Here is a 20,381-nt window from a genome sequence, read left to right on the forward strand (position 1 = left end):
CCCCTCCGCGGCGATCAGTGCAGGGCGGCCGCCCGCAGCGGGCTGTTTTCGGGTTGGTCGCCGCTGCTGGCCGCGCCGGTCTCACGCGCCAGGAAGGCGGTGAGTTCTCCGATCGCGGTCATCAGCGGAGCGGGGAACACGATGGTGGTGTTCTTCTCGACCCCCAGTTCGAGCAACGTCTGCAGGTTGCGCAACTGCAGGGCCAGCGGGTGCCTCATCATGGTGTCCGAGGCGTCACCGAGCGCGGCGGCCGCGCGCGCCTCCCCCTCGGCTGCAATGATTTTGGCCCGCTTCTCGCGCTCGGCCTCGGCCTCGCGGGCCATGGCGCGCTTCATGCTGTCCGGTAGCTGAATGTCCTTGAGTTCGACCAGGGTGACCTCCACACCCCATTCCACCGTGGTGGCGTCCAGGATCTGGCGGATGCTGCCGTTGATCTTCTCGGTCTGGGCCAGCACCTCGTCGAGGGAATGTTGTCCGACGACGTTGCGGAGGGTGGTCTGCGCGATCTGGTCGATGGCCGCGTTGACGTTTTCGATGACGACGACGGACTTGCGGGCGTCGACGACGCGGAAGTAGGCGACCGCGGCGATGTCGACGCTCACGTTGTCGCGGGTGATGATGCCCTGCGACTGGATGGGCATGGTCACGATGCGCATCGAAATCCGCCACAGGCGGTCGATGACCGGAACGATGAGCCGAAGACCGGGTTCGCGGACGCCGATCACCCGGCCGAGCCGGAAATGCACACCGCGCTGGTATTCCTGCACCACCCTGATCGACGCCAGGGCCAGCACCACCGCCACGACCACCGCGGAGATCACCACAGTGGCAGCAATATCGGTCATCAAGACCACCTCAACTCATTCGTTCGTCAGGAAGCGGCCTGAGCGCCCGCGGCGCGTTTGCGGACGCGGGCGGCGAACGCGGCGGCCCGATCGAGGTCATGCTCGTTGGGCCGCCCCCTGTTGATGCCACCGATGAATCCGAACGGCCCGACCGTGTCGAACCCCCGGCAGGAGAACGATCCGATCACGTCGAAGCCCTTCTGCTCGAGGGTCTCCCGGATCGGCCGGTGATAGCCCAACAGCGGAACCTCGCGCGCGCCGCTGGTGAAGAACGTGAACGCCGCGGTGTGGTGTTCGGCGGCGGGCAGCCGGCGGATCAGTTTCCGCAGCCGCGCATCCATCATCATGTAGTAGATCCCCGAACCAAAACCGACCAAATCGTAGTCGCCGACGGTCCCGGGATCGACGGACTCGGGCGTGACGACCTCGGCATCCAGCACCCCGGCCATCCGATCGGCGACCAGGCGGGTGTTGCCGTGGGACCTTGAAGCGCACACGATCAGCGACTTCATAGCCAACTCCTTTGCGACGGGCGGCTCGGACACTCCATGCTGGCGCAGATTGGGTCGCGGGGTAAGGGCGCAAAGGCACCACGGCCCGGGGCCTTGGTCACTTTGCGGAATCACCCCTGGTAAAGCCCGCGAACGGGGACGAACGGAGGTCCTTCGCGGTCGGGACTTCGGTCCCTATCCACTCGTCCGGCGAAGGGCTGGAATAGGGGTTGTGACTGTGACAGCTCCCGCAGCGGAGCGAACCACCGTGGCGTCGGCTACCGGCGCGCAAGTGATCATCCTCGAGTCGCACCCCGCCTGGATCTCGGCGCGACGACACGCCGCCGAGCTCGTCGCGGCGATGCACCGTCATCCGTCATCGGTGGGCCGCCCGGCCTGTGCGGCTCACGCCCCGCTGCTGCGGCCGCTGCCATGACCGGAGCAGTAGTGGGTGGGCCGGTCCGGAGGACGGTCGGACGGGCGCTGGCATTGTCGGCGGCCGCGCTCATGCTGTGGGCGGGTGCGCCGGGCATGGCCGCCGCCGACGGCGGCCGCCCCCAAGTCAAACCGGAGGAGCGGGCCGCGGCCCTGATCCGGCCGTCCATCATGTACCTCGCCGCCGAGGGCTACGGCCTGGTCCGGCTGCCCAACGGTGAGATCCTGTCCCAGTTCGGCCGGGGCTCCACCATGCCCTTCCTGGCCACCTGGAACTGCACGGCTTTCGTCGTCAACCCCGACGGCTGGGTCGCAACGGCGGGCCACTGCGTCGACCCGGCCAGCGCCAAGGAACTGATCTTCAAGCGCGCCGCCGAGGAATACCGGAGCGAGTTTCCCGACGCGCCCGAATCGAGCGATCCGGCAACCACTGTCGAGTGGCTGCAGAAGAACGCGAGGGTGGAAGGCGACACGCCCGGTCAGGGCCCCCACGTGGGCATCACGCTGATGTCCGGCACCGGAACGAAACTCCTCGACAAGGTGGTCGCCAACGTCGTCGATTTCCGGCCGCTCGGCAAGGGCGACGCCGCTCTACTCAAGGTGGCCAAGCGCAACCTCCCGTCGTCCGAACTCGACATCGACGCCGACGTCACCATCGGTACGCCCGTTCTCGCGGTGGGCTTTGCCGAGAGCACCCAAAACGTCACCGGCGCTTCGCTCGACCCGACCTACAAGAGCGGCAAGGTCAACAAGAAGACCATCGCGGGATCGAACCCCGCGTATGAGATCGACGCCGCGATGACCGAAGGCATGAGCGGCGGCCCGACGATCGGGCTGAACGGCAAGGTGATCGGCACGAACAGCTTCGCGCCCGCCGGCGAGACGCAGCCGTTCAACTTCGTCGCGCCGGCCGACGGCCTGGCGTCGATATTGGCGAGCAAGGGCGTCAAGCCGATGCTCGGACCCGCTGACCGGATCTATCGCAACGGGCTCGCCGACTTCTACGCGGGCCATTACACCGACGCGATCAATGAATTCGACCAGACGCTGGCCATGTCGCCCGGCTACCCCGGCCTTGACGACCTCAAGACCAACGCGGCCAACCTGCGCCAGCAGTACGGCGATTCCTCCTCGCTGAGCGGCCGGAATCTGTTGTGGTACATCGTCGTCAGCGTCGTGGCCGTGCTGGGACTCGGTGCCGGGCTGACCTACCTGGGACTCAAGACGCATCGCCGGATCCCCCCGGCACCCGACGTCCAACCCCTTCGCCTGATGCCCAGGCCCGAGCCGGCCGACGACGAACCCCACTTCTGCGCTCATTGTGGGGCCGAGCACCATCCGAACGAACGCTTCTGCCCGAACTGCGGCAAACACATCGACCTCCCCACGTCGGCGCGGGGAACCGGTCTCAGCTCTTGACCGACGCCCACATCGCGACGAACGCCGGATTGTCGACCAGACTGGCGGCCGGGTTCGACGACACGGTGGCACACACCCGGACCGCCCTGGCGCAGCACGGGTTCGGCGTACTGACCGAAGTCGACGTCAGGGCGGCGCTGCGCGATCAGCTCGGGGTGGAGATGGAGGACTACCGGATCCTCGGCGCGTGCAATGCGGCGGTGGCGCATCGAGCTATCAGCGTGGATCGGGAGATCGGGCTGCTGTTGCCGTGCAACGTGTTGGTGCGCGCCGACCCGCGGGCCGCGGGAACCGTGATCGTCGAGGCGATGGATCCCAGGCTCCTGGTCGAGGTCACCGGCGAGCCGGCCCTCATCACCCTCGCGGCCGAGCTCACCGTGCACCTGCGCGCTGCGATCGCCTCGTTGACCGAAAGCCGTTGATCTCGGCGGCCACCATGTCGACCAGTACCGGCACGGCCGCGGCGACTCGTGGGGTCAGCCCGGTGCCGGGGCCGGTGTCCGCCGCCTCGACGGCGAAGACCACAACCGCGTCGGGCACCCGTCCGAGCGCTCGAGCCAACGCGTGAGTGCGGCCGACGTCGACGCGGTGCGAGCTCAATCCCTCGGGCTGGTCGGGCACTTCGGTCAGGTCATAGCGATGGATGCGACCGGGGCTGGCCGGATCGGCGACCGCCGCGTCGATGACCACGGCCAGCGCCGCACCCGTCCACGCCTCGAGAAGACCGGTCGGCTCCGCGATGCCGGTCGTGACAACGACATTCGGCCAGGCCAGGCCGTCCAGCGCGGTGGCGGCGGCGACACCGACACCGTCGTCGCGCCGGAAGCAGTTGCCGAGTCCGATCACGGCAACCGGTCGGTCATCCTCGGTCACCGTCGCTGCACCGTCAGCGTCAGGAAGTGCGCCGAACAGGAGATGCAGGGATCGTAACTGCGAATCACCCGCTCGCACAGGGCCGTCAGCGCGGCATCATCCAGGGCGAGGTTGTCGGACACCACGCGGGCGAGGTCCGCTTCGATGGCGGCCTGGTTCTGCGACGTGGGCGGGATGATCGTCGCCGCGGAAACCAGCCCGCCGTGGTTGATGTCGTAGCGGTGATACAGCAGGCCGCGGGGCGCCTCGCTGACGCCGTGTCCGGTTGCGGGGCGCGCCGGGACGTCGACGAAGGGCCGCGGCGGCCGCTCGTATCCGTCGATGATGCGCAGCGCCTCCTCGATCGCGTAGACGACCTCGACGGCGCGAACGATGATGCTGCGAAAGGGGTTTCGGCATTGGCCCGAGAGCCCGGCCGCCGCGGCCGCCTGGGCCGCGACCGGTGAAAGCGCCGACGCGTTCAGGCTGTAGCGCGCCAAGGGGCCGGTGATGTAGAGGCCGCCGTCGAGCGTGGCGTGCAGGGCGGTGGAGTGGGGTACCTGCGACTCACGCACGTGCTCGGTGAAGTCGGCCACTGCGAACGCCTCCCCGGCGCTGCGCGCGATGGCGCCGTTCTCGATCGGATACTGGCCGTTCTGGGTCAGCGCCAGCATCTCATGGTCGAGCTCGAGGTCGGGGAAGTCGAAACCGGCCACCCACTCGACCGTCGCGACCGCGTCGTCCAGCGCGCGGCGCAGCTGCTCGGCCAGCGGCGCTAACGCCGACCGGGTGGGCACCGAGTAGAACCCGCCCAGGCGCACGTTGATCGGGTGGATCGAGCGCCCGCCGACGAAGTCCATCAGCGCGTTGCCCGCCTTCTTCAGGCGCAGCCCGCGTTCGACGATCTCGCGCTCGTCGCGGGCGAGCGCGATCGCGTCGGGGTAGCCGAGGAAGTCGGGTGCGTGCAGGAGATAGATGTGCAGCATGTGGCTGTGGATCCATTCGCCGCAGTACAGCAGCCGGCGCAGCGCGACGAGCTCTGGATCCACCTCGACGCCGCAGGCGGTTTCGATCGCGTTGCAGGCGCTCACCTGGTAGGCGACGGGGCAGATTCCGCATACCCGGGCGGTCAGATCCGGCGGCTCGGTGTGGGCGCGCCCCCGCAGGAATGCCTCGAAAAATCGTGGCGGCTCATAGATGTTCAGCTCGACGCTGTCCAGCGCGCCGTCCTTGAGCGTGACGTGCAGCGCCCCTTCACCTTCGACCCGTGTCAGCGTGCCGACGCTGAGCGTGCGGTTGTCGGGGTTCATTGCTTGCCCCGTTCGGCGGCGAACTTCGCGACGTTGAACGTCGAGAACACCCTGTCGACGTCACCGTCGGACATGCCGTCGCGGCGCAGCAGCGGAATCAGCGTCCCGATTTGCGGCGTCGCGGCCGGGCCGAAACAGCCGTAGCAGCCACGACGATGACTGGGGCACAACGCCCCACAGCCGGCGTGGGTGACCGGCCCCAGGCACGGGGTTCCGTCGGCGACCAGGACACACGTCACCCCGCGCATTTTGCATTCGGTGCACACCGTCTTGGCCGGCAGCCGCGGCTTGCGCCCGATCAGCAGCGCGGCAAGCGTGTCCAGCAGCTGGCCGCGGTCGATCGGGCAGCCCTGCACCTGGTAATCGACCTTGACGTGCGCGGCCGCCGGGGTGGACGTCGCCAGCGTGTCGATGTAGTCGGGCCGGGCGTAGACGACGGAGGCGAACTCGTCGACGTCGGCGAAGTTGCGCAAGGCCTGCACTCCCCCGGCCGTGGCGCACGCACCGATGGTGACCAAAACCTTGGACTGGTCCCGGATTTCGCGGATCCGTCGCTCGTCGTGGGGGGTGGTGATGGAGCCCTCGACGAGCGACACGTCGTAGGGCCCGCCCACCATCGAGCTGGACGCCTCGGCGAAGGTGGCGATCTGCACCTGGTCGGCGAGGGTCAGCAGCTCGTCCTCGCAGTCCAGCAGCGTCAGCTGGCAACCATCGCAGGACGCGAACTTCCACACGGCCAGGCTCGGACTCATCTACAGCTCCTTGACTGTCAGCAGCGGGCCCGCGACGTCGTAGCCGACGACCGGCCCGTCGCGGCACACCAGCAACGGGCCCAGCTGGCAGTGGCCGCACGTACCGATCCCGCATTGCATGTTGCGCTCCAGCGATACCCGGACATCAGGGGCGGCCACGCCTTTGGCCAACAACGCCTCGGCGGCGAACCGCAGCATCGGCTCCGGGCCGCACAGAAACGCGGTGGTGCGGTCGGGGTTCAGCGCGAGTCGCTTCAGCGGCTCGGTGACCAGGCCGACCTCGCCGTGCCAGCCGTGGACCGGGACGTCGACGGTCAGGTGCAGGTCGATCTGCGGGTCCTCGGCCCATTTCTCGAGTTGGGCGGCGAACACGAAGTCGTCGCGCGAGCGGGCGCCCGCGATCACCGTCAGCTTGCCGTACCGCGACCGCCCCGCCAGCGCGCCCAGCACCGCCGGGCGCAGCGGGCACAACCCGACGCCGCCGGCGACCATGACCAGATCCCGCCCGGCGGCTTCCTCGAGCCCCCAGGTGGTGCCGAAGGGTCCCCGCACCCCGATGACGGCGCCCGGCTGCGCGTCGTGCAGGGCGCGGCTCACCGCCCCGACCGCGCGGATGGTGTGCGTGATCGAGCCGTCGGTGACCGTGGGGTCGCCGCTGATCGAGATCGCCGCCTCGCCGACGCCGAAGGCGTAGAGCATCATGAACTCCCCGGGCTGCGGGGCGCGCAAGACTTCGCCGAGCGGTTCGAGGCACAGGGTAGCCGAATCGGGGCTTTCCACGTCGCGGCTGCGTACCCGGTAGGGGATGGGCGCCATCGACGACGGTGGTGTGCCCTCAGTCATCGCGGGCCATCTTGTTCATTTCTTCGGTGATGTCGATCCCGGTGGGGCACCAGGCGATGCAGCGCCCGCAGCCCACGCAGCCGGACATGTCGAACTGGTCGTGCCAGGTGCCCAGCTTGTGGCTGATCCAGTGCCGGTACCGCGATTCGGGCGACTGGCGCACGCTGCCGCCGCCGTGCACGTAGGTGAAATCGAACTCGTAGCAGGATGCCCAGTGCTGCCAGCGCTCGGCGTGCTCGCCGGTCAGGTCGCTGACGTCCTCGGTGCTGGTGCAGTAGCAGGTGGGGCACACCATCGTGCAGTTGCCGCACGTCAGGCAGCGGCTGGCGACCTCCTCCCACTGCGGGGATTCGCGGTGCTCGATCAGCAGGTTGCGCAGGTTGGCGTCGGGCATCGCGCGGCCCATCCGGTGCGACGCGGCCTCCACCGCGGCGTGCGCCGAACCGATCTCCGCATCGTCGGCAACCCGATGGGGAACGGCCGCAAGGACATCGGCACCCTCTTCGGTGCCCACCTCGACCACGTACGTCACGCCATCGCCGTCGGGCCGCTCCGTCAGGGACAGGTCGTAGCCCGGTCCAGCCGCGGGGCCGGTGCCCATCGAGGCGCAGAAGCACAGGCCGCCCGGCTCCGTGCAGTTCACCGCCACCACGAAGATCTGCCGATGCCGGCGGACGAAGGAGTTGTCGGGGAATTGGCCCCGGCCGAGGACCCGCTCGAGCGTCGCGATGGCGGCCAAGTCACACCCGCGCACCCCCAGGAAGGCGTACCGCGGAACCTCCTCGTCGGAATCGGCGGTGCTGGACCCGTTCCGGCTGCCGGACCACAACCGGCGCCGCGGCGGGTGCAGGAACTGCTTCCAGGACTGGGGCCCCGACGAATGCCCGAACGCCGCGCCGTCGTCGCGCGCGCGTACCCGGTAATGGCCCGGGGCCACGTCGACGCCCCACCCCCACGGCAGGTCCGCGGCGGAGTCCAGTTGGTCGAGGACGATGGCGTTGTCCCGCAACGTCGGGCCGACGACGCGGTATCCGCGCTCGATCAGGACCTCGACCAGGCGGTGCAACCCGACGGTGTCCAACGATGCGGCACCGGAATTGTCGCCGTCTCCGCTCATCGCCACATCATCCGCCAATTCGACTGTGCTGTGTAGGGGTTGACAACGGGGCGATCGGCTACCACGTCTCGGCGAACAACTCGAGTTCACGCTCCCAGAGGGCGTCACGAGTGCGATCCAGCCGCGACCGGACGACGGCGACGATCGTCGCCATCACCATGGTCGCCGCCAGCGCGGTCACCACCGCCACGCCGACCGCCTCGCCCGCGGCGAGCCAGGTCGGGGTGGGTGCGACTACCGGACTCCCGCCCCGGTCCACCCAGATTTCCACGGTTCCGCCGGCCTCGGCGCGCTGGGTGAGTTCCACTGTCCCGCTGCGCTCGCCACTCGGTCCGGGCCACTTCGCCTGCACGACGGTCAGACCGAAGTCCTCGACGCGGGCGTCGGTGACCCGTGCCGTCACGAGGTGGCGTTCGTGCGCCTCTCGGGTGTACACCCGATCCCGCGCCTCGTAGGTCACCGCGCCGACGACGCCGGCGACGGGGACGGCGATCAGGGTCACGATCAGCGCGACCAGGACGACCAGGGCTTCGATGCGGTCCGTGCGGCGCAGCAACGGGTTACGACCAACGAGGCGGGTGACCCGCCAGCGACGTGGGTCCAATGTGAACGTGTCCATGCTGTCCTTTGCGCCGCAACCGTTTTCAGTACGTTCGCCGTCTCAGTAGACGGGCTGGTGTTCGTGCTCGACGGCCCACTCGACGAAGTCCGAGAGCTCGCGCCGCGGTGTCGCCGGCAGGGGGTCGGCGTTGATGGGCGCCCAGCCCACCCGGAGCAGCATCTGCGGATAGTTGCTGTCGCCGAAGATGTCGGACTGGATCGCCGCACGGGTGCCCGGCGTCTCCAGCGGTTCGGTGACCGGGCAGCTGGCCAGCCCCAGCGACGTCGCGGTGAGGAGCACGACGCTGGTGGCCTCCCCGGCACGCAACTGGGCCAGGCGGTCGTCGTTGCGAGTGCCCAGCGCGAGGACGACGGCGTTGTCGTCGGCCGAGGAGGAGTCCGGGGGCATGGACAGCACCGGCCCGGCGAAGAACCGGCTCGGGATCTTCGCGGCGGGGTCCGGTGCGGGCGTATTGCGCGCGGGGACGCCGGCCAACGACGCGTAGCGGCCGCTCCAGGCCGTGAGTTCGGCGAGATAATCCTGGTTCAAGTGGTCTTGGACGGACTGCGCGACGATGTTGCGCAGGTTGTCCAAGTCCTCGACCTGGCACAGCGTCACCCCGCTGCGCGCCGCCCGCGCCGCCATCAGGGCGACATCGCCCACGGGCACCGGCCAGGAGCTGTAGTAGCGCCGGTCGGTTCTCCGCCGCGGTATCGCCGCGGCCAGCGCGATGTCGACGGTGTCGGCACGGTGCGGCGAAAGTTCGATCGCCGCAAGGTGGGTGGGGTCGGCGGGATTCGGCAGCCGCGTCACCTTGGACAGCCACCCGACCGCCGCGAGTGCGACGACGCAGTGGTGCAGCGCCGCACCACAACTCAACATGAGGTCCCGGCCGTCCGGGTCGGTGTTGGGCAGTTGCCGGCTCGAGTCCGAATAGAGATGCAGACTCGCCGCGTCCACGCGCCACCGCCACGGTTGGGTGTTGTGCACCGAAGGTGCCCGGGATGCCAAACTCAGGACCGTCCGGATCGTGCCGGCATCCGGAAAGCGCGTGTTCATGGCGGTCGTTCCCTTCGACATTTCTTCGTCTTCTTTACGATCGCCGATTGCCGCCTGTCCGACGAGAGCCTGACGGCTCTAGCTCGAAGGACTTTGGGCCAATCGCGCGATCACGCGGCCGCCGAAATCGCCACGTCCACCGACAGCTGGTCGCCGATGGCGTAGGCCATCGACCAGTCGCCCAGGCACGCCGCCCGGGCCAGCTCGTCGACCAGGGGGCTGTGGGCACCCAGCTCCGCCAGCCATGCGGACACGATGGATGCGATCTCGTGACCGGGCACCCGGACGGTGCGTCCGCCGTGCAGACGATCGGTAACGCGGAACATCGTTGCGGCCGGTATGTGTCGCAGGTGGTGGTGGCTTCGTGTGGTGAACCTCATCACGGCCTCCTCGATCGAGCTTGGAGTCCATCCGACCACTCCCCCGCTTCCGGCCACAGGGCCGAATGCAACGGGCGGCGAGTGCTTCAGTCGTGCTTTCGAGGATGCGGAGGTCCCGCGGCGGAAGGGCCTTTGGTCATTTGCTTGCGTGACGCGAGAGCCCCCGCAATCGAGGTGGCCGCGATGGTCAGCAAGGCGCCGAACATCAGGGCGGACGCTTCGCCGGCGACCAGCAGGTGTTCCTGGGTACCGATGGTGGCGGCGGCCACCGGCACGCCGAGCTGAGCCGCCGAGAGCACCGCCAGGGTGAACGGCTGGCCGAGCAGCCTGCCCGCGCAGTGCGCCAGCACGGCTCCCAGGCCCAGCCCGGCGCCGAGCAGGATGAGCTTCGGGTGCGAACCCAGCTCACGCACCTGCAGTGACGCGCCCAGCCAGACGAAGAACAGCGGGCTGAAAAACCCCTCGGTGATCCCGAACAGCTGGCGGGCCAGCCGTCGCGGTTCGCCGACCATGCCGACCACCAGGCCCACCGCGAAGCCGGCCAGCATGACCGACACGTGCGTGCTGACGGCGAGCGCCGCCAGGGCGAACAGCACGACGAGGTTGGTCCGCAACTCCAGCGCGAACCGGCGCCTCTCGGAGTAGACGTGCAGTCGGCGGCGCAGTCCCCTGGCGTCGGAGGCGCGCAGCAACACGAACAGCACCGTCGCGCAGCCGGCCACCGCCAGCGCGCCCAGTGCAGCCGTCGGCGCGCGTTTGAGGTCAATCACCAACGGCAGCAAAACGATAGAGGCCGCGTCGGCGACCGCGATCTGCGCCGTAACAGCGATCACCTGTGGGCCCTGCAATCGCAGTGAGTCGATCACCGGCAGTGCCAGCGCCGCCGACGACGAGGCCATGAGGACCGCGTACATCGCCGCATGGCCGGTTCCGAACACCGCCGCCAGTGCGGCACCGAGCGCCGCCGCGACGGCGCCGGCCAGCGCGGCCCGCGCCAGGGCCTGCGGTAGCGAGGAGCGCAGCGCGCCGGCGCCGACCGGAACATGGGTGCCCACCACGAACATGACCAGCGCGAAACCGACGTTGGCGAGCAGCTGCAGCGTCGGGTTGGTGACATCGAGGACACCCAGGCCGGTCCGGCCGACGACGAGGCCGGCGAGCAGTTCACCGATGATCACCGGTATCCGCAGGCCCGGCAGCGCGGCCAGCAGCGGACCGGCCAGGCCGATGGCCGTCAGCAGGGCCAGGGTGTGGAAGCCAAACCCCGCCACGTCAGCGGTCCCTGCGCGCCGGCACGAAGACATTCTGCATTCTCGGCGGCACCCTTCTAGGGATTGATCGTGTTATCCCCGACCTGTCGGCCCCAGACGTACTCGATCGCATACGGCGATCCGGTGTCGAGGTGGTTGTACGGCGCGATGCTGTTGCCGGTGTCCATCACCAATTCGGGTGCGGGCCACAGGTGACGGGTGATGGGCTGCCAGCAGCCCGGGGCGCCGCCCGGCCCGCCGTGCGCGTTCACCCGCGGCAGGTTCTCCGGGTAGGTGTACGGGTTCGGCGCGCCGCCGACGACCCCCGCCAGGCCACCGACCAGGCTGGCCAGGGTGGCCACCGCCGACACGGGGTTGGCCAGCAGGCCCAGCCCGGACAGCGCCTCGGTGTTCATGTTCAGCGAGTAGCCGTTGAAACCGCCTTCGGACGCTCCGGTGAGGGGCACGACGTCGTGGTAGTTGCGCAGCGTGCAATAGATGGCGGGGCTGTAGGCGTCCAGCAGCTGCGCGCTGGGCACCAGGTCTTGCGCGCCGCGCGCCAGGAACGGGCCACCGCGGTTGAAGATGTCGGCGCCGGTGTTGCCGAACCCGGCCGCCGACAACAGCGCCTGGTCCAGATCCTTCTGCTGGGCATTGACGGTGCGCGCGGTGATCACCGCGTTGTTCAGGAAGTCCAGCAGGTCGGGGGCGGCGTCGGCGTAGGTGTCACCCAGGCCCGCCAGCAGTTGAATGTCGCGACGCGCCTGCGGCATCTGCGGGTTGACGTCATCGAGGACCGCGTTGGCGTTGACCACCGACTGCCCGAATTTGTCGCCCAGCCCGGTCAGCGCCTGCGCGGCCGCGCTCAGCGTCAGGTTCAGCTTGACCGGATCCACCTTCTCCGCGATCGAGGTGACCGTCTGGAACAGCGTGTTGATCTCGGTGGTCACCGACCGCGCGTCGATCACGGTGTGCGGGTTGAGCCTCTGCGGGGAGGGGTGTTGCGGCGTCGTCAGGGACACGTACTTGCCGCCGAACACCGTGGTGGCCTTGATGTCGGCGTTCACGTTGGCCGGGATCAGCGACAGGTACCGCGGATAGACCTCCAGCGTGAACTTGGCGGCCGGCTTGCCGTCGCGCACGGTCTCGGAGATGTTGCCCACCCGGCCGATCTCCACCCCGTTGTAGGTGACCTTCGACCCCGGATCCATCACCAGCCCCGCCCGCGACGCCAGCATCGTCAGCTTGGTCTTCGGGGTGAAACCGCCGCGGAACTGCACGTAGACGAGCGTGAACACGATGGCCAGGGCCACCAGGACGGCGACGGCGATCCAGCGGTACGGGGGGACGCGCTGAGAGTTGACCTGTACCGGGGAAGACGTGGTCACCAGCGCCCCTCACCTCTGCGCCGCGTCCCGGTGCCGCGGCGGTGCCTTCCCCGTATCACGGGCTGTACACACACATGCAATAACGAAGCCCCCAGGAATGTACCTTGGCGGTCATTCACAGGCGAACCGCCGTTCGCACAAATCAATCCGGCCCGTCGCCCGAGCTTGCGTTAGCGTCATGAGCGTGACCCTCAAAGACATCGCCCTGACCACCCTCGACGGCCGGCCGACCACGCTGGCCGAATTGTCCGATGGCGCAACGCTGGTCGTGAACGTCGCCTCCAAATGCGGACTGACCCCGCAGTACACGGCGCTGGAGAAGCTGGCCGAGGACTATCGCGGTCGCGGCCTGACGGTCGTCGGCGTGCCCTGCAACCAGTTCATGGGCCAGGAACCGGGCACCGCCGAAGAGATCCGGGAGTTCTGCTCGACGACGTACGGGGTGACCTTCCCGCTGCTGGCGAAGACCGACGTCAACGGCGACGACCGCCACCCGCTCTACGCCGAGTTGACCAAGGCCGCCGACTCCGCCGGTGAGGCCGGAGACATCCAGTGGAACTTCGAGAAATTCCTCATCTCCCCCGCCGGTGAGGTGGTTCAGCGGTTTCGGCCCCGCACGGAGCCCGACGCCCCGGACGTCATCAGCGCCATCGAGGCCATGCTGCCGCGATAGGCGGCAGCAAACGGCTCGGCGGGCCGGAATCCACCCCGTTTCGCCCCCGCATATCGCGGCAGCGACGCTCACCATCAGGTTCAGCAACTGGCCCTACCGGCTTCGTCCATTTCCGGCGAGTGGCCGAAAGTCCTCCGGCGCGGAGTCCATCGCCACTTTTTGCCTCCGTCGCACCGGAGTTGAATGGTCACTGCCTGAGATCATCCGATATCGACCCTGGGAGGTCATCATGTCAGGAGGCACCGTCGCTCGCGTCACCGAGATCAGCGCGAGGTCCGACACCAGTTTCGAAGATGCTGTGAAGACTGGCCTCGCCCGGGCCGAGGAGACCTTGCGTGGTGTCAAGTCGGCCTGGATCAAGGAGCAGTCGGTGGATGTGAAGGACGGCGGGATCGTGGCCTACCGCGTCAACATGCTGGTCACATTCGTCCTCGACTAGAGCCGGAGGTAACCATGTCGACGAAAACCAAGGTCACGGCGCTCGATCACGCAATCGACTCCGCGCACACCTGGATCAACGATGTGGCCAGGGAGTTCGACACCGAGGATCGCGAGTTCGCCTACCGAGTCCTGAGGGCTTGGCTGCACACCCTGCGCGATCGGCTCACTGTCGAGGCGACCGCTCACTTCGCGGCCCAGCTTCCCGACCTGATCAGGGGCGTCTTCTACCAGGCATGGAATCCCACTGTCGTCCCCGACAAGTACGACGCCAAGGCCTACGCCGTCCGATTCGCGCGGGAGGCGAACATCGCGCTCGAAGACGTCGGCAAAGCCGCCGCCGCCACTACCGCGGCCGTCTCGCACCACCTGCCGGGTGCCCAGATCGACAAGGCGCTGGGTCAGCTCCCCATGGAAATTCGCAAGATGCTGCAGCCCCAGCAGTGAATCGATGCGCGTCACCTAATTCCTAGTCGCTTAACGAGAAAAGCAGGGGAACGACATGTCCGGGCACGAAACCCATCGTGGCATCTTGGTCGGCGTTGACGGATCAGCCTCGTCGCTGGCGGCGGTGGACTGGGCGGCGCGCGATGCGGCGATACGCAATGTTCCGCTGACGCTCATGCATGTCATCGCACCGGTCGTGCCGGCGGTTGCGCCGTGGCCGGCGATTCCGATTCCTGAAGACTATTTTGAGCGGCAGGACGACAAGGCACGGCGAATTCTCGAGGACGCGCGCAAGGTGGTCGCCGACAGCACCGGCGACCATGGCCCGCCGTTCGTGTACAGCGTGGTGGTACGTGGCCCGACCGTTTCCACGCTCGTCAACGAGTCCAAGATCGCGGACATCATGGTCGTGGGATGCCGGGGCGAAGGCGCGTTCAGCCGGGTCCCGTTCGGCTCGGCCAGCACCGGCCTGGTGAACTATGCGCATTGCCCGGTCGCGGTCGTCCATGATGAGGCCCCGCCGCGCCCGCAGGCACCGGTGCTGGTGGGAATCGATGGTTCGGCCGCATCAAAACAGGCGGCGGAGATCGCCTTTGACGAGGCCTCTCGCCGGGGCGTGGAGTTGGTGGCACTGCATGCGTGGTCGGACGTCAGCATGTCGGAAGTGCCAGGTCTGGATCTCGAGATGATGGAAGCGCAGGCGCAACAGGCGCTCGCCGAGTGGCTCGCCGGATTTCAGGAGCGGTACCCCGATGTCAGGGTGCGACCGGTGGTGGTGTGCGATCAGCCGGCTCGTCAACTCATCGAGCACTCGGAGTCCGCACAACTCGTCGTCGTCGGCAGTCACGGTCGCGGCGGATTCGCCGGCATGCTGCTGGGCTCGGTGAGCACAGCCGTCGCGCATGCGGCGCAATCGGTGGTGATCGTCTCTCGCGAGTCGTAGCGGCGAACGGGGGCACTTGCGCTGGGCTACCTCATCGCGATCGCCATGGCGGGAACCCAACTGTGGAAAACGGCCCCCGAAGAGATCTCCGGGGGCCGTTTCACTTGGTAGCGGGGACAGGATTCGAACCTGCGACCTCTGGGTTATGAGCCCAGCGAGCTACCGAGCTGCTCCACCCCGCGTTGGTGAATGACAGGTTACCGAACCGGAGCGAGCGCGACCAAATCGCGCGGTCACCGGGCCCGCGGCGGCGAGATTGCCGCCATGGTCGTGGGTTATGCGACGACCACAGCCATGACGGCAATCTCGGCGTAGAAGGCCGGGCCAGTCCGCTTATTCGGGCCAGCTGTTGTTGAGGATCGCGTCGACGAAGTCGACGCGCTCGAAGGCGGGATCGAAGTGGGCCAGCACGTCGGCGTTCATGGTGCCGGCGGTGGTCAGCGGGCGGTGCTTCATCCCGTCGTTGAAAGCCGCGAGGATCCGCTCCTTGAAATCGGGGCGCGGGTGGGCGGCCGTCACCGCCGCGAGGGCATCGGGGGCAAGGGACTCGCGGCAAACGCCGACCACGTCGACCTCGACACCGGCTTGCAGCAGAGCGACTTCGGGGCCGAGGAACTCCGGCACGCCGGGCGTCGTGTGCAACGCGATCCCGAGCCACACCTTGTCGGCGGCGGCTTTGTCGACACCGCGGGCGGTGAGGAAGTCGCGGGCCGCGTTTGCGCCGTCGACCTCGAAGCGGATCGTGGAGCTGCGGTAGCGCTCGGTGAGCCCGAGGTCGTGGAACATCGCGCCGACGTAGAGCAGTTCCAGGTCCGGCCGCAGCCCGCGGCGCATGCCCTGCAGCGCGCCGAACAGGAACACGCGCCGCGAATGGTTGAACAACAGGTCGTCCTCGACGTCGCGGATGAACTCGGTCGTCTCGCGCGCCAACGACGAGTCGGGGATGCGGACGCCGGCGATGGTGTCGATTGAGCTGGTGGTCATGGTGTTGTCTCCTTCGGGTCACCGTGACAGCCAGTGTGCGGCCGCGCACGCGAACCGACCGTGGGCGTTCGCGCCGTCCTGTCCACAGAAAGCGACAATGTCTTGCGTGGGTGAAGCGGCAGCGCGTTCGCGAACGGTGGTGATCGTCGTCTTCGACGACGTGACGCTGCTGGACGTCGCGGGGGCCGGCGAAGTGTTCGTCGAAGCCAACCGGTTCGGCGCCGACTACCGGCTCAAAATCGCGTCGGTGGATGGACGGGACGTGACGACATCGATCGGGACCCGACTGGGCGTCACCGACGACCTTTCGTCGATCCAGTCGGCCGATACGGTGCTGGTGGCCGGCAGTGACCACCTGCCCGCGCGGCCGATCGATCCCGCGCTCGTCGAGGCGGTCAGGTCGGTCGCGGCACGGTCGCGGCGGATGGGATCCATTTGCACGGGGTCGTTCATCCTCGCGCAGGCCGGGCTGCTCAGCGGCCGGCGGGCCACCACGCACTGGCACGACACCCGGGTGTTGTCCCGGGCCTTCCCTGACGTCACCGTCGAGCCCGACGCGATCTTCGTCCGCGACGGCGAGGTCTTCACCTCGGCCGGCATCTCGTCGGGCATCGACCTGGCGCTGGCGTTGGTCGAGATGGATTACGGGACCGAACTGGTTCGCAACGTAGCCCGCTGGCTGGTCGTCTACCTGAAACGCGCGGGGGGCCAGTCGCAATTCTCGGTGCTGGTCGAGGCCGACCCGCCGCCGCAGTCGCCGCTGCGGGCGGTCATCGATGCGGTCGCGGCCGACCCCGCCGCCAACCACAGCGTGAAATCCCTTGCCGCGCGGGCGTCGCTGAGCACCCGTCAGCTCACCCGGCTCTTCCAATCCGAGCTGGGGATGACCCCGGCCCGTTATGTCGAGCTGGTTCGGATCGACTTTGCCCGTGGCGCATTGGAATCCGGCCGGTCCGTCAGCGAGACCGCGGGCTTGGCCGGCTTCGGCAGCGGCGAAACGCTGAGACGGGTGTTCGTCAGCCACCTGGGCATCAGCCCGAAGGCGTACCGGGAGAGGTTCCGGACGGCCGGAATGGCCGGGGCCTGAGGGCTATTTGGTGTTGTTGTACTTGGTGATCGCGTCGTCCAACCGCTGCAGCGCGGCCCCGTAGGCGGCGAAGTCGCCCTTCTTCTGGGCGTCCTTGGCCGCCCCGAGCGCTGCCTGAATCTCTTGCAGCGCAGCGGATTTGGCCGGGGACAGTGCCACCGATCCGTCCGGTACCTGCGGCGCGGCGGCCGGCGGCGGCGCCCCCGGTGCCGCTCCCGGCGTACCGGCAGGCGGGAGTGGGCTCGCCGGCGGGGCCTGCGGGGCGCCGGCCTCGGTGGGCTGAATGCCCGTCGCGGCCGCGCCCGCGCCGGGACCGAACAGCCCGGTCAGGGCGTCGCGCACGGTGGGGCCGTAGCCGATCTTGTCGTTGTACATCATCGCCACCCGGATCAGCCGCGGGTACGACGAGGCGGCGTCGCTGGCCCCCGGGGAGGCGTACACCGGTTCGACGTACAGCAGACCGCCCTGGCCCACCGGCAGGGTGAGCAGGTTGCCCCAGCGGATGCGGTTCTGGTTGTCGCGCCCGATCACGCCGAGGTCCTGGGACACCGCCGGATCGGTGGTGATGGCGTTGTTGGCCAGCTTGGGCCCGTTGACCTGACCCGGGATGGTCAGCACGGTGATCTTGCCGTACGTCGCCGGGTCGGAGCTCGCGCTGATGTAGGCCGCCAGGTAGTCCCGCTTGAACCTGTTCATCGCGCTGGTCAGCTGATACGAAGACGAATTATCGTTCTTGGCAATGTTTTTCGCGACGATGTAATAGGGCGGCTGATAGCTGCTCGCGGTCGGGTTCGGGTCCAGCGGCACATCCCAGAAGTCCGAGGTGGAGAAGAACGTCACCGGATCGTTGACGTGATACTTGGCCAGCAGCATGCGCTGCACCTTGAACAGGTCTTCGGGGTAGCGCAGGTGCTCGGCGAGCTCGGGGGTGATGTCGCTCTTGGGCTTGACCGTGCCGGGGAAGACCCGCATCCATGCCTTGAGCACCGGGTCCTGCTCGTCCTGCTGATACAGCGTGACGGTGCCGTCATAGGCGTCCACCGTGGCCTTGACCGAGTTGCGGATGTAGGAGACCTGCTTGTCGGGGGCCAGCTTGTTGAACGCCACCTCGTTGGAGTCGGCGGTGGCCGATTCCAACGAGGTCAGTTCGGAGTACGGGTAGTTGTCCAACGTGGTGTAGCCGTCGATGATCCACACCAGTCGCTTGTTGACGATCGCCGGGTACACCGAGCTGTCGGTGGTCAGCCACGGCGCCACCGCCTCCACCCGCCGGGCCGGGTCGCGGTTGAACAGGATTCGACTGTTGGAGCCGATCACGTTGGAGAACAAGAAGTTTCGCTCCGCGAACTTGGCGGCGAACACGCTGCGCGACAGCCAGTCCCCGACGGGCACTCCCCCGAGCCCGGTGTAGGTGTAGTTCTTGGTGTCGGCGCTGGTCTCGTAGTCGTATTCGCGGTCGGCGCCGTTGCGGCCGACGATCGCGTAGTCGGCGGACGTGCTGGAGATGACCGGACCGTAGTAGATGCGCGGCTGGTCGAGCTGCGCCGGGCCGTCGGAGATCACGTTGCCGTTGGCGCCCACGACGTTGACCAGGAATTCGGGATAGCCACCGTTTTGGTTGGGGTCGTTGGCGATTCCGCGCACGGTGTTGGCCGGCGAGGCGATGAACCCATTGCCGTGGGTGTAGACGGTGTGCCGGTTGATCCAGTCCCGCTGGTTGTCGATCAACCGGTCGGGGTTGAGTTCGCGGGCGGCGACGACATAGTCGCGCAGCGAGCCGTTGCGGTCGACGTAGCGGTCGATGGACAGCTGGTCGGGGAAGTAGTAGAAGTTCTTGCCCTGCTGGAACTGGGTGAACGCCGGGCTGACGATCGTCGGGTCCAGCAGCCGGATGTTGGAGGTGGTCGCCCGGTCGTCGGCCACCTGCTGGGCGGTGGCCTGCGTGTCGCCGGCGTAGGTCCGATAGGTCACCACGTCCGAGGTCAGGCCGTACGCCTGCCGCGTCGCGGTGATGCTGCGGCCGATGTATTCGCTTTCCTTCTGGGCGGCATTGGGTTTGACGCTGATCTGCTCGACGATCAGCGGCCACCCGGCGCCCACGATCAACGACGACAGCAGCAACAACACCAGGCCGATCGCGGGGATCCGCAAGTCGCGCAGGACGATCGCGGAGAACACCGCGGCCGCGCAGATCAGCGCGATCGCCATCAGGATCAGCTTGGCCGGCAGCACCGCGTTGATGTCGGTGTACCCGGCGCCGGTGAAGGGCTTCCCGCCGCGGGTGTGTGACAGCAGCTCGTAGCGGTCCAGCCAGTAGGCGACGGCCTTGAGCACCACCAGCAGCCCGACCAGGCTGACCAGCTGGATCCGGGCCGAGCGGCTCAGCGCGCCGGTGCGGCCCGACAGCCGGATTCCGCCGAAGATGTAGTGCGTCAAGAGGTTGGCCACCAAGGCGAGGAACACCGCCACGAACAGGTAGCTGAGCAGCAGCCGGTAGAACGGCAGGTCGAACGCGTAGAAGCCGAGGTCCTTGCCGAACTGCGGATCCCGGATGCCGAAGTCCCCGCCGTGCATGAACAGCTGGATCCGCACCCAGTAGCTCTGCGCGATGATGCCGGCCAGCAGGCCGATCGCGACCGGGACCCCGATGCCCACCAGCCGTAACCGGGAGAGGACGACGGCGCGGTACCGGGCCACCGGATCGTTGTCGTTGCTGGGCACGAACACCGGGCGGGTGCGGTAGGCCACCGCGAGGCCGGCGAACACGATCCCGCCCACCAGCAGACCGGCGACCAGGAAGACCACGAACCGGGTGACCAGCACGGTCGTGAACACCGAGCGGTAGCCGAGCTCGCCGAACCACAGCCAGTCCACGTACGCGTCGATCAGCCGCGGACCGGCCAGCAGCAAAGCGATCACACCCAGTGCGATCAGAATCAGAATCCGGCTACGCCGAGTCAGCTTCGGCATCCGTGCGGTGGGCCGCATCCCCACTGGCTACGCTCCCTGCTCGATTGATCGACGGTGACAACTCTACGCATCGCGCGACCTGCGATCCCGGCCGTGC

At 68.1% G+C, this 20,381-nt stretch carries 22 protein-coding genes and 1 tRNA gene; 8 read left to right on the plus strand and 15 right to left on the minus strand.

Features of this window, described 5'->3' with window-relative positions:
- Positions 1–14: 14 nt before the first annotated feature.
- The gene (locus U8D42_RS15855; RefSeq protein WP_322859716.1) at positions 15–845 is read right to left on the minus strand and encodes a slipin family protein; all 831 of its coding nucleotides are present in this window, start codon (positions 843–845) and stop codon (positions 15–17) included.
- Positions 846–871: 26 nt separating this feature from the next.
- The gene (locus U8D42_RS15860; protein ID WP_322859715.1) at positions 872–1,357 is read right to left on the minus strand and encodes a flavodoxin family protein; all 486 of its coding nucleotides are present in this window, start codon (positions 1,355–1,357) and stop codon (positions 872–874) included.
- 217 nt (positions 1,358–1,574) lie between these two features.
- Between U8D42_RS15860 and U8D42_RS15865 the strand changes: the two genes are divergently transcribed.
- Genes U8D42_RS15865 through U8D42_RS15875 form a run of 3 tightly spaced genes read left to right on the plus strand, consistent with a single transcriptional unit; the run spans position 1,575 to position 3,612 of the window.
- Positions 1,575–1,772, plus strand: coding sequence for a hypothetical protein (locus tag U8D42_RS15865; protein ID WP_322859714.1), 198 nt, complete (start codon positions 1,575–1,577; stop codon positions 1,770–1,772).
- Entirely contained in the window at positions 1,769–3,190 is a 1,422-nt protein-coding gene (locus U8D42_RS15870) for a trypsin-like peptidase domain-containing protein (protein ID WP_322859713.1), read from the plus strand. Before U8D42_RS15865 ends, U8D42_RS15870 begins: the two co-directional genes overlap by 4 nt.
- Entirely contained in the window at positions 3,187–3,612 is a 426-nt protein-coding gene (locus U8D42_RS15875; RefSeq protein ID WP_322859712.1) for a DUF302 domain-containing protein, read from the plus strand. The genes U8D42_RS15870 and U8D42_RS15875 overlap by 4 nt, the downstream gene beginning before the upstream one ends.
- Here the strand turns inward: U8D42_RS15875 and U8D42_RS15880 are convergent.
- From U8D42_RS15880 to U8D42_RS15925, 10 genes are all read right to left on the minus strand, one after another.
- Positions 3,563–4,063 carry a hydrogenase maturation protease gene (locus U8D42_RS15880; protein ID WP_322859711.1) on the minus strand — a complete coding sequence of 167 codons (501 nt, stop codon included), beginning with the start codon at positions 4,061–4,063 and terminating at the stop codon, positions 3,563–3,565. The two genes, U8D42_RS15875 and U8D42_RS15880, sit on opposite strands and share 50 nt — an antisense overlap.
- Entirely contained in the window at positions 4,060–5,352 is a 1,293-nt protein-coding gene (locus U8D42_RS15885; protein WP_322859710.1) for a Ni/Fe hydrogenase subunit alpha, read from the minus strand. Before U8D42_RS15885 ends, U8D42_RS15880 begins: the two co-directional genes overlap by 4 nt.
- On the minus strand, positions 5,349–6,104 hold the full coding sequence (locus U8D42_RS15890; protein WP_322859709.1) for an oxidoreductase: 756 nt from the start codon (positions 6,102–6,104) through the stop codon (positions 5,349–5,351). Before U8D42_RS15890 ends, U8D42_RS15885 begins: the two co-directional genes overlap by 4 nt.
- A complete protein-coding gene (locus U8D42_RS15895; protein ID WP_090423413.1) occupies positions 6,105–6,920 on the minus strand; it encodes an FAD/NAD(P)-binding protein in 816 nt (271 codons plus the stop codon).
- Between the two features lie 19 nt (positions 6,921–6,939).
- Positions 6,940–8,064, minus strand: a complete 1,125-nt coding sequence (locus U8D42_RS15900) for a 4Fe-4S dicluster domain-containing protein (RefSeq protein ID WP_322859708.1) — start codon at positions 8,062–8,064, stop codon at positions 6,940–6,942.
- 58 nt (positions 8,065–8,122) lie between these two features.
- Complete coding sequence (locus U8D42_RS15905) at positions 8,123–8,683, minus strand: Rv1733c family protein (protein ID WP_322859707.1); 561 nt, start codon at positions 8,681–8,683, stop codon at positions 8,123–8,125.
- 42 nt (positions 8,684–8,725) lie between these two features.
- Positions 8,726–9,724 (minus strand): Acg family FMN-binding oxidoreductase, encoded by a 999-nt coding sequence (locus U8D42_RS15910; RefSeq protein WP_322859706.1) that lies wholly within the window; start codon positions 9,722–9,724, stop codon positions 8,726–8,728.
- Positions 9,725–9,834: 110 nt separating this feature from the next.
- Positions 9,835–10,104: a hypothetical protein gene (locus U8D42_RS15915; RefSeq protein ID WP_322859705.1), complete on the minus strand. Its 270-nt coding sequence runs from the start codon at positions 10,102–10,104 to the stop codon at positions 9,835–9,837.
- Positions 10,105–10,190: 86 nt separating this feature from the next.
- Entirely contained in the window at positions 10,191–11,375 is a 1,185-nt protein-coding gene (locus U8D42_RS15920; protein ID WP_322859704.1) for a cation:proton antiporter, read from the minus strand.
- 56 nt (positions 11,376–11,431) lie between these two features.
- Complete coding sequence (locus U8D42_RS15925; RefSeq protein ID WP_322859703.1) at positions 11,432–12,742, minus strand: MCE family protein; 1,311 nt, start codon at positions 12,740–12,742, stop codon at positions 11,432–11,434.
- A 184-nt stretch (positions 12,743–12,926) separates the two neighbouring features.
- Between U8D42_RS15925 and U8D42_RS15930 the strand changes: the two genes are divergently transcribed.
- From U8D42_RS15930 to U8D42_RS15945, 4 genes are all read left to right on the plus strand, one after another.
- Entirely contained in the window at positions 12,927–13,415 is a 489-nt protein-coding gene (locus U8D42_RS15930) for a glutathione peroxidase (RefSeq protein WP_322859702.1), read from the plus strand.
- Between the two features lie 229 nt (positions 13,416–13,644).
- Positions 13,645–13,854: a dodecin family protein gene (locus tag U8D42_RS15935; RefSeq protein WP_085241596.1), complete on the plus strand. Its 210-nt coding sequence runs from the start codon at positions 13,645–13,647 to the stop codon at positions 13,852–13,854.
- A 14-nt stretch (positions 13,855–13,868) separates the two neighbouring features.
- Positions 13,869–14,300 (plus strand): DUF2267 domain-containing protein, encoded by a 432-nt coding sequence (locus U8D42_RS15940; protein WP_322859701.1) that lies wholly within the window; start codon positions 13,869–13,871, stop codon positions 14,298–14,300.
- Positions 14,301–14,355: 55 nt separating this feature from the next.
- Positions 14,356–15,243 (plus strand): universal stress protein, encoded by an 888-nt coding sequence (locus tag U8D42_RS15945; RefSeq protein ID WP_322859700.1) that lies wholly within the window; start codon positions 14,356–14,358, stop codon positions 15,241–15,243.
- A 105-nt stretch (positions 15,244–15,348) separates the two neighbouring features.
- Here the strand turns inward: U8D42_RS15945 and U8D42_RS15950 are convergent.
- Positions 15,349–15,425, minus strand: a tRNA-Met gene (locus U8D42_RS15950).
- A 151-nt stretch (positions 15,426–15,576) separates the two neighbouring features.
- Complete coding sequence (locus U8D42_RS15955; protein WP_322859699.1) at positions 15,577–16,227, minus strand: HD domain-containing protein; 651 nt, start codon at positions 16,225–16,227, stop codon at positions 15,577–15,579.
- Positions 16,228–16,333: 106 nt separating this feature from the next.
- On the opposite strand from U8D42_RS15955, the gene U8D42_RS15960 reads away from it, so the two are divergent.
- Positions 16,334–17,314 (plus strand): GlxA family transcriptional regulator, encoded by a 981-nt coding sequence (locus tag U8D42_RS15960; protein WP_431523778.1) that lies wholly within the window; start codon positions 16,334–16,336, stop codon positions 17,312–17,314.
- A gap of 3 nt (positions 17,315–17,317) precedes the next feature.
- On the opposite strand, the gene U8D42_RS15965 is transcribed toward U8D42_RS15960, so the two are convergent.
- On the minus strand, positions 17,318–20,308 hold the full coding sequence (locus tag U8D42_RS15965; RefSeq protein ID WP_322859697.1) for a UPF0182 family protein: 2,991 nt from the start codon (positions 20,306–20,308) through the stop codon (positions 17,318–17,320).
- Positions 20,309–20,381 lie beyond the last annotated feature (73 nt).

Origin of the sequence: Mycobacterium europaeum, assembly GCF_034555895.2 — a bacterium.
Classification (GTDB): Bacteria; Actinomycetota; Actinomycetes; order Mycobacteriales; family Mycobacteriaceae; genus Mycobacterium; species Mycobacterium europaeum.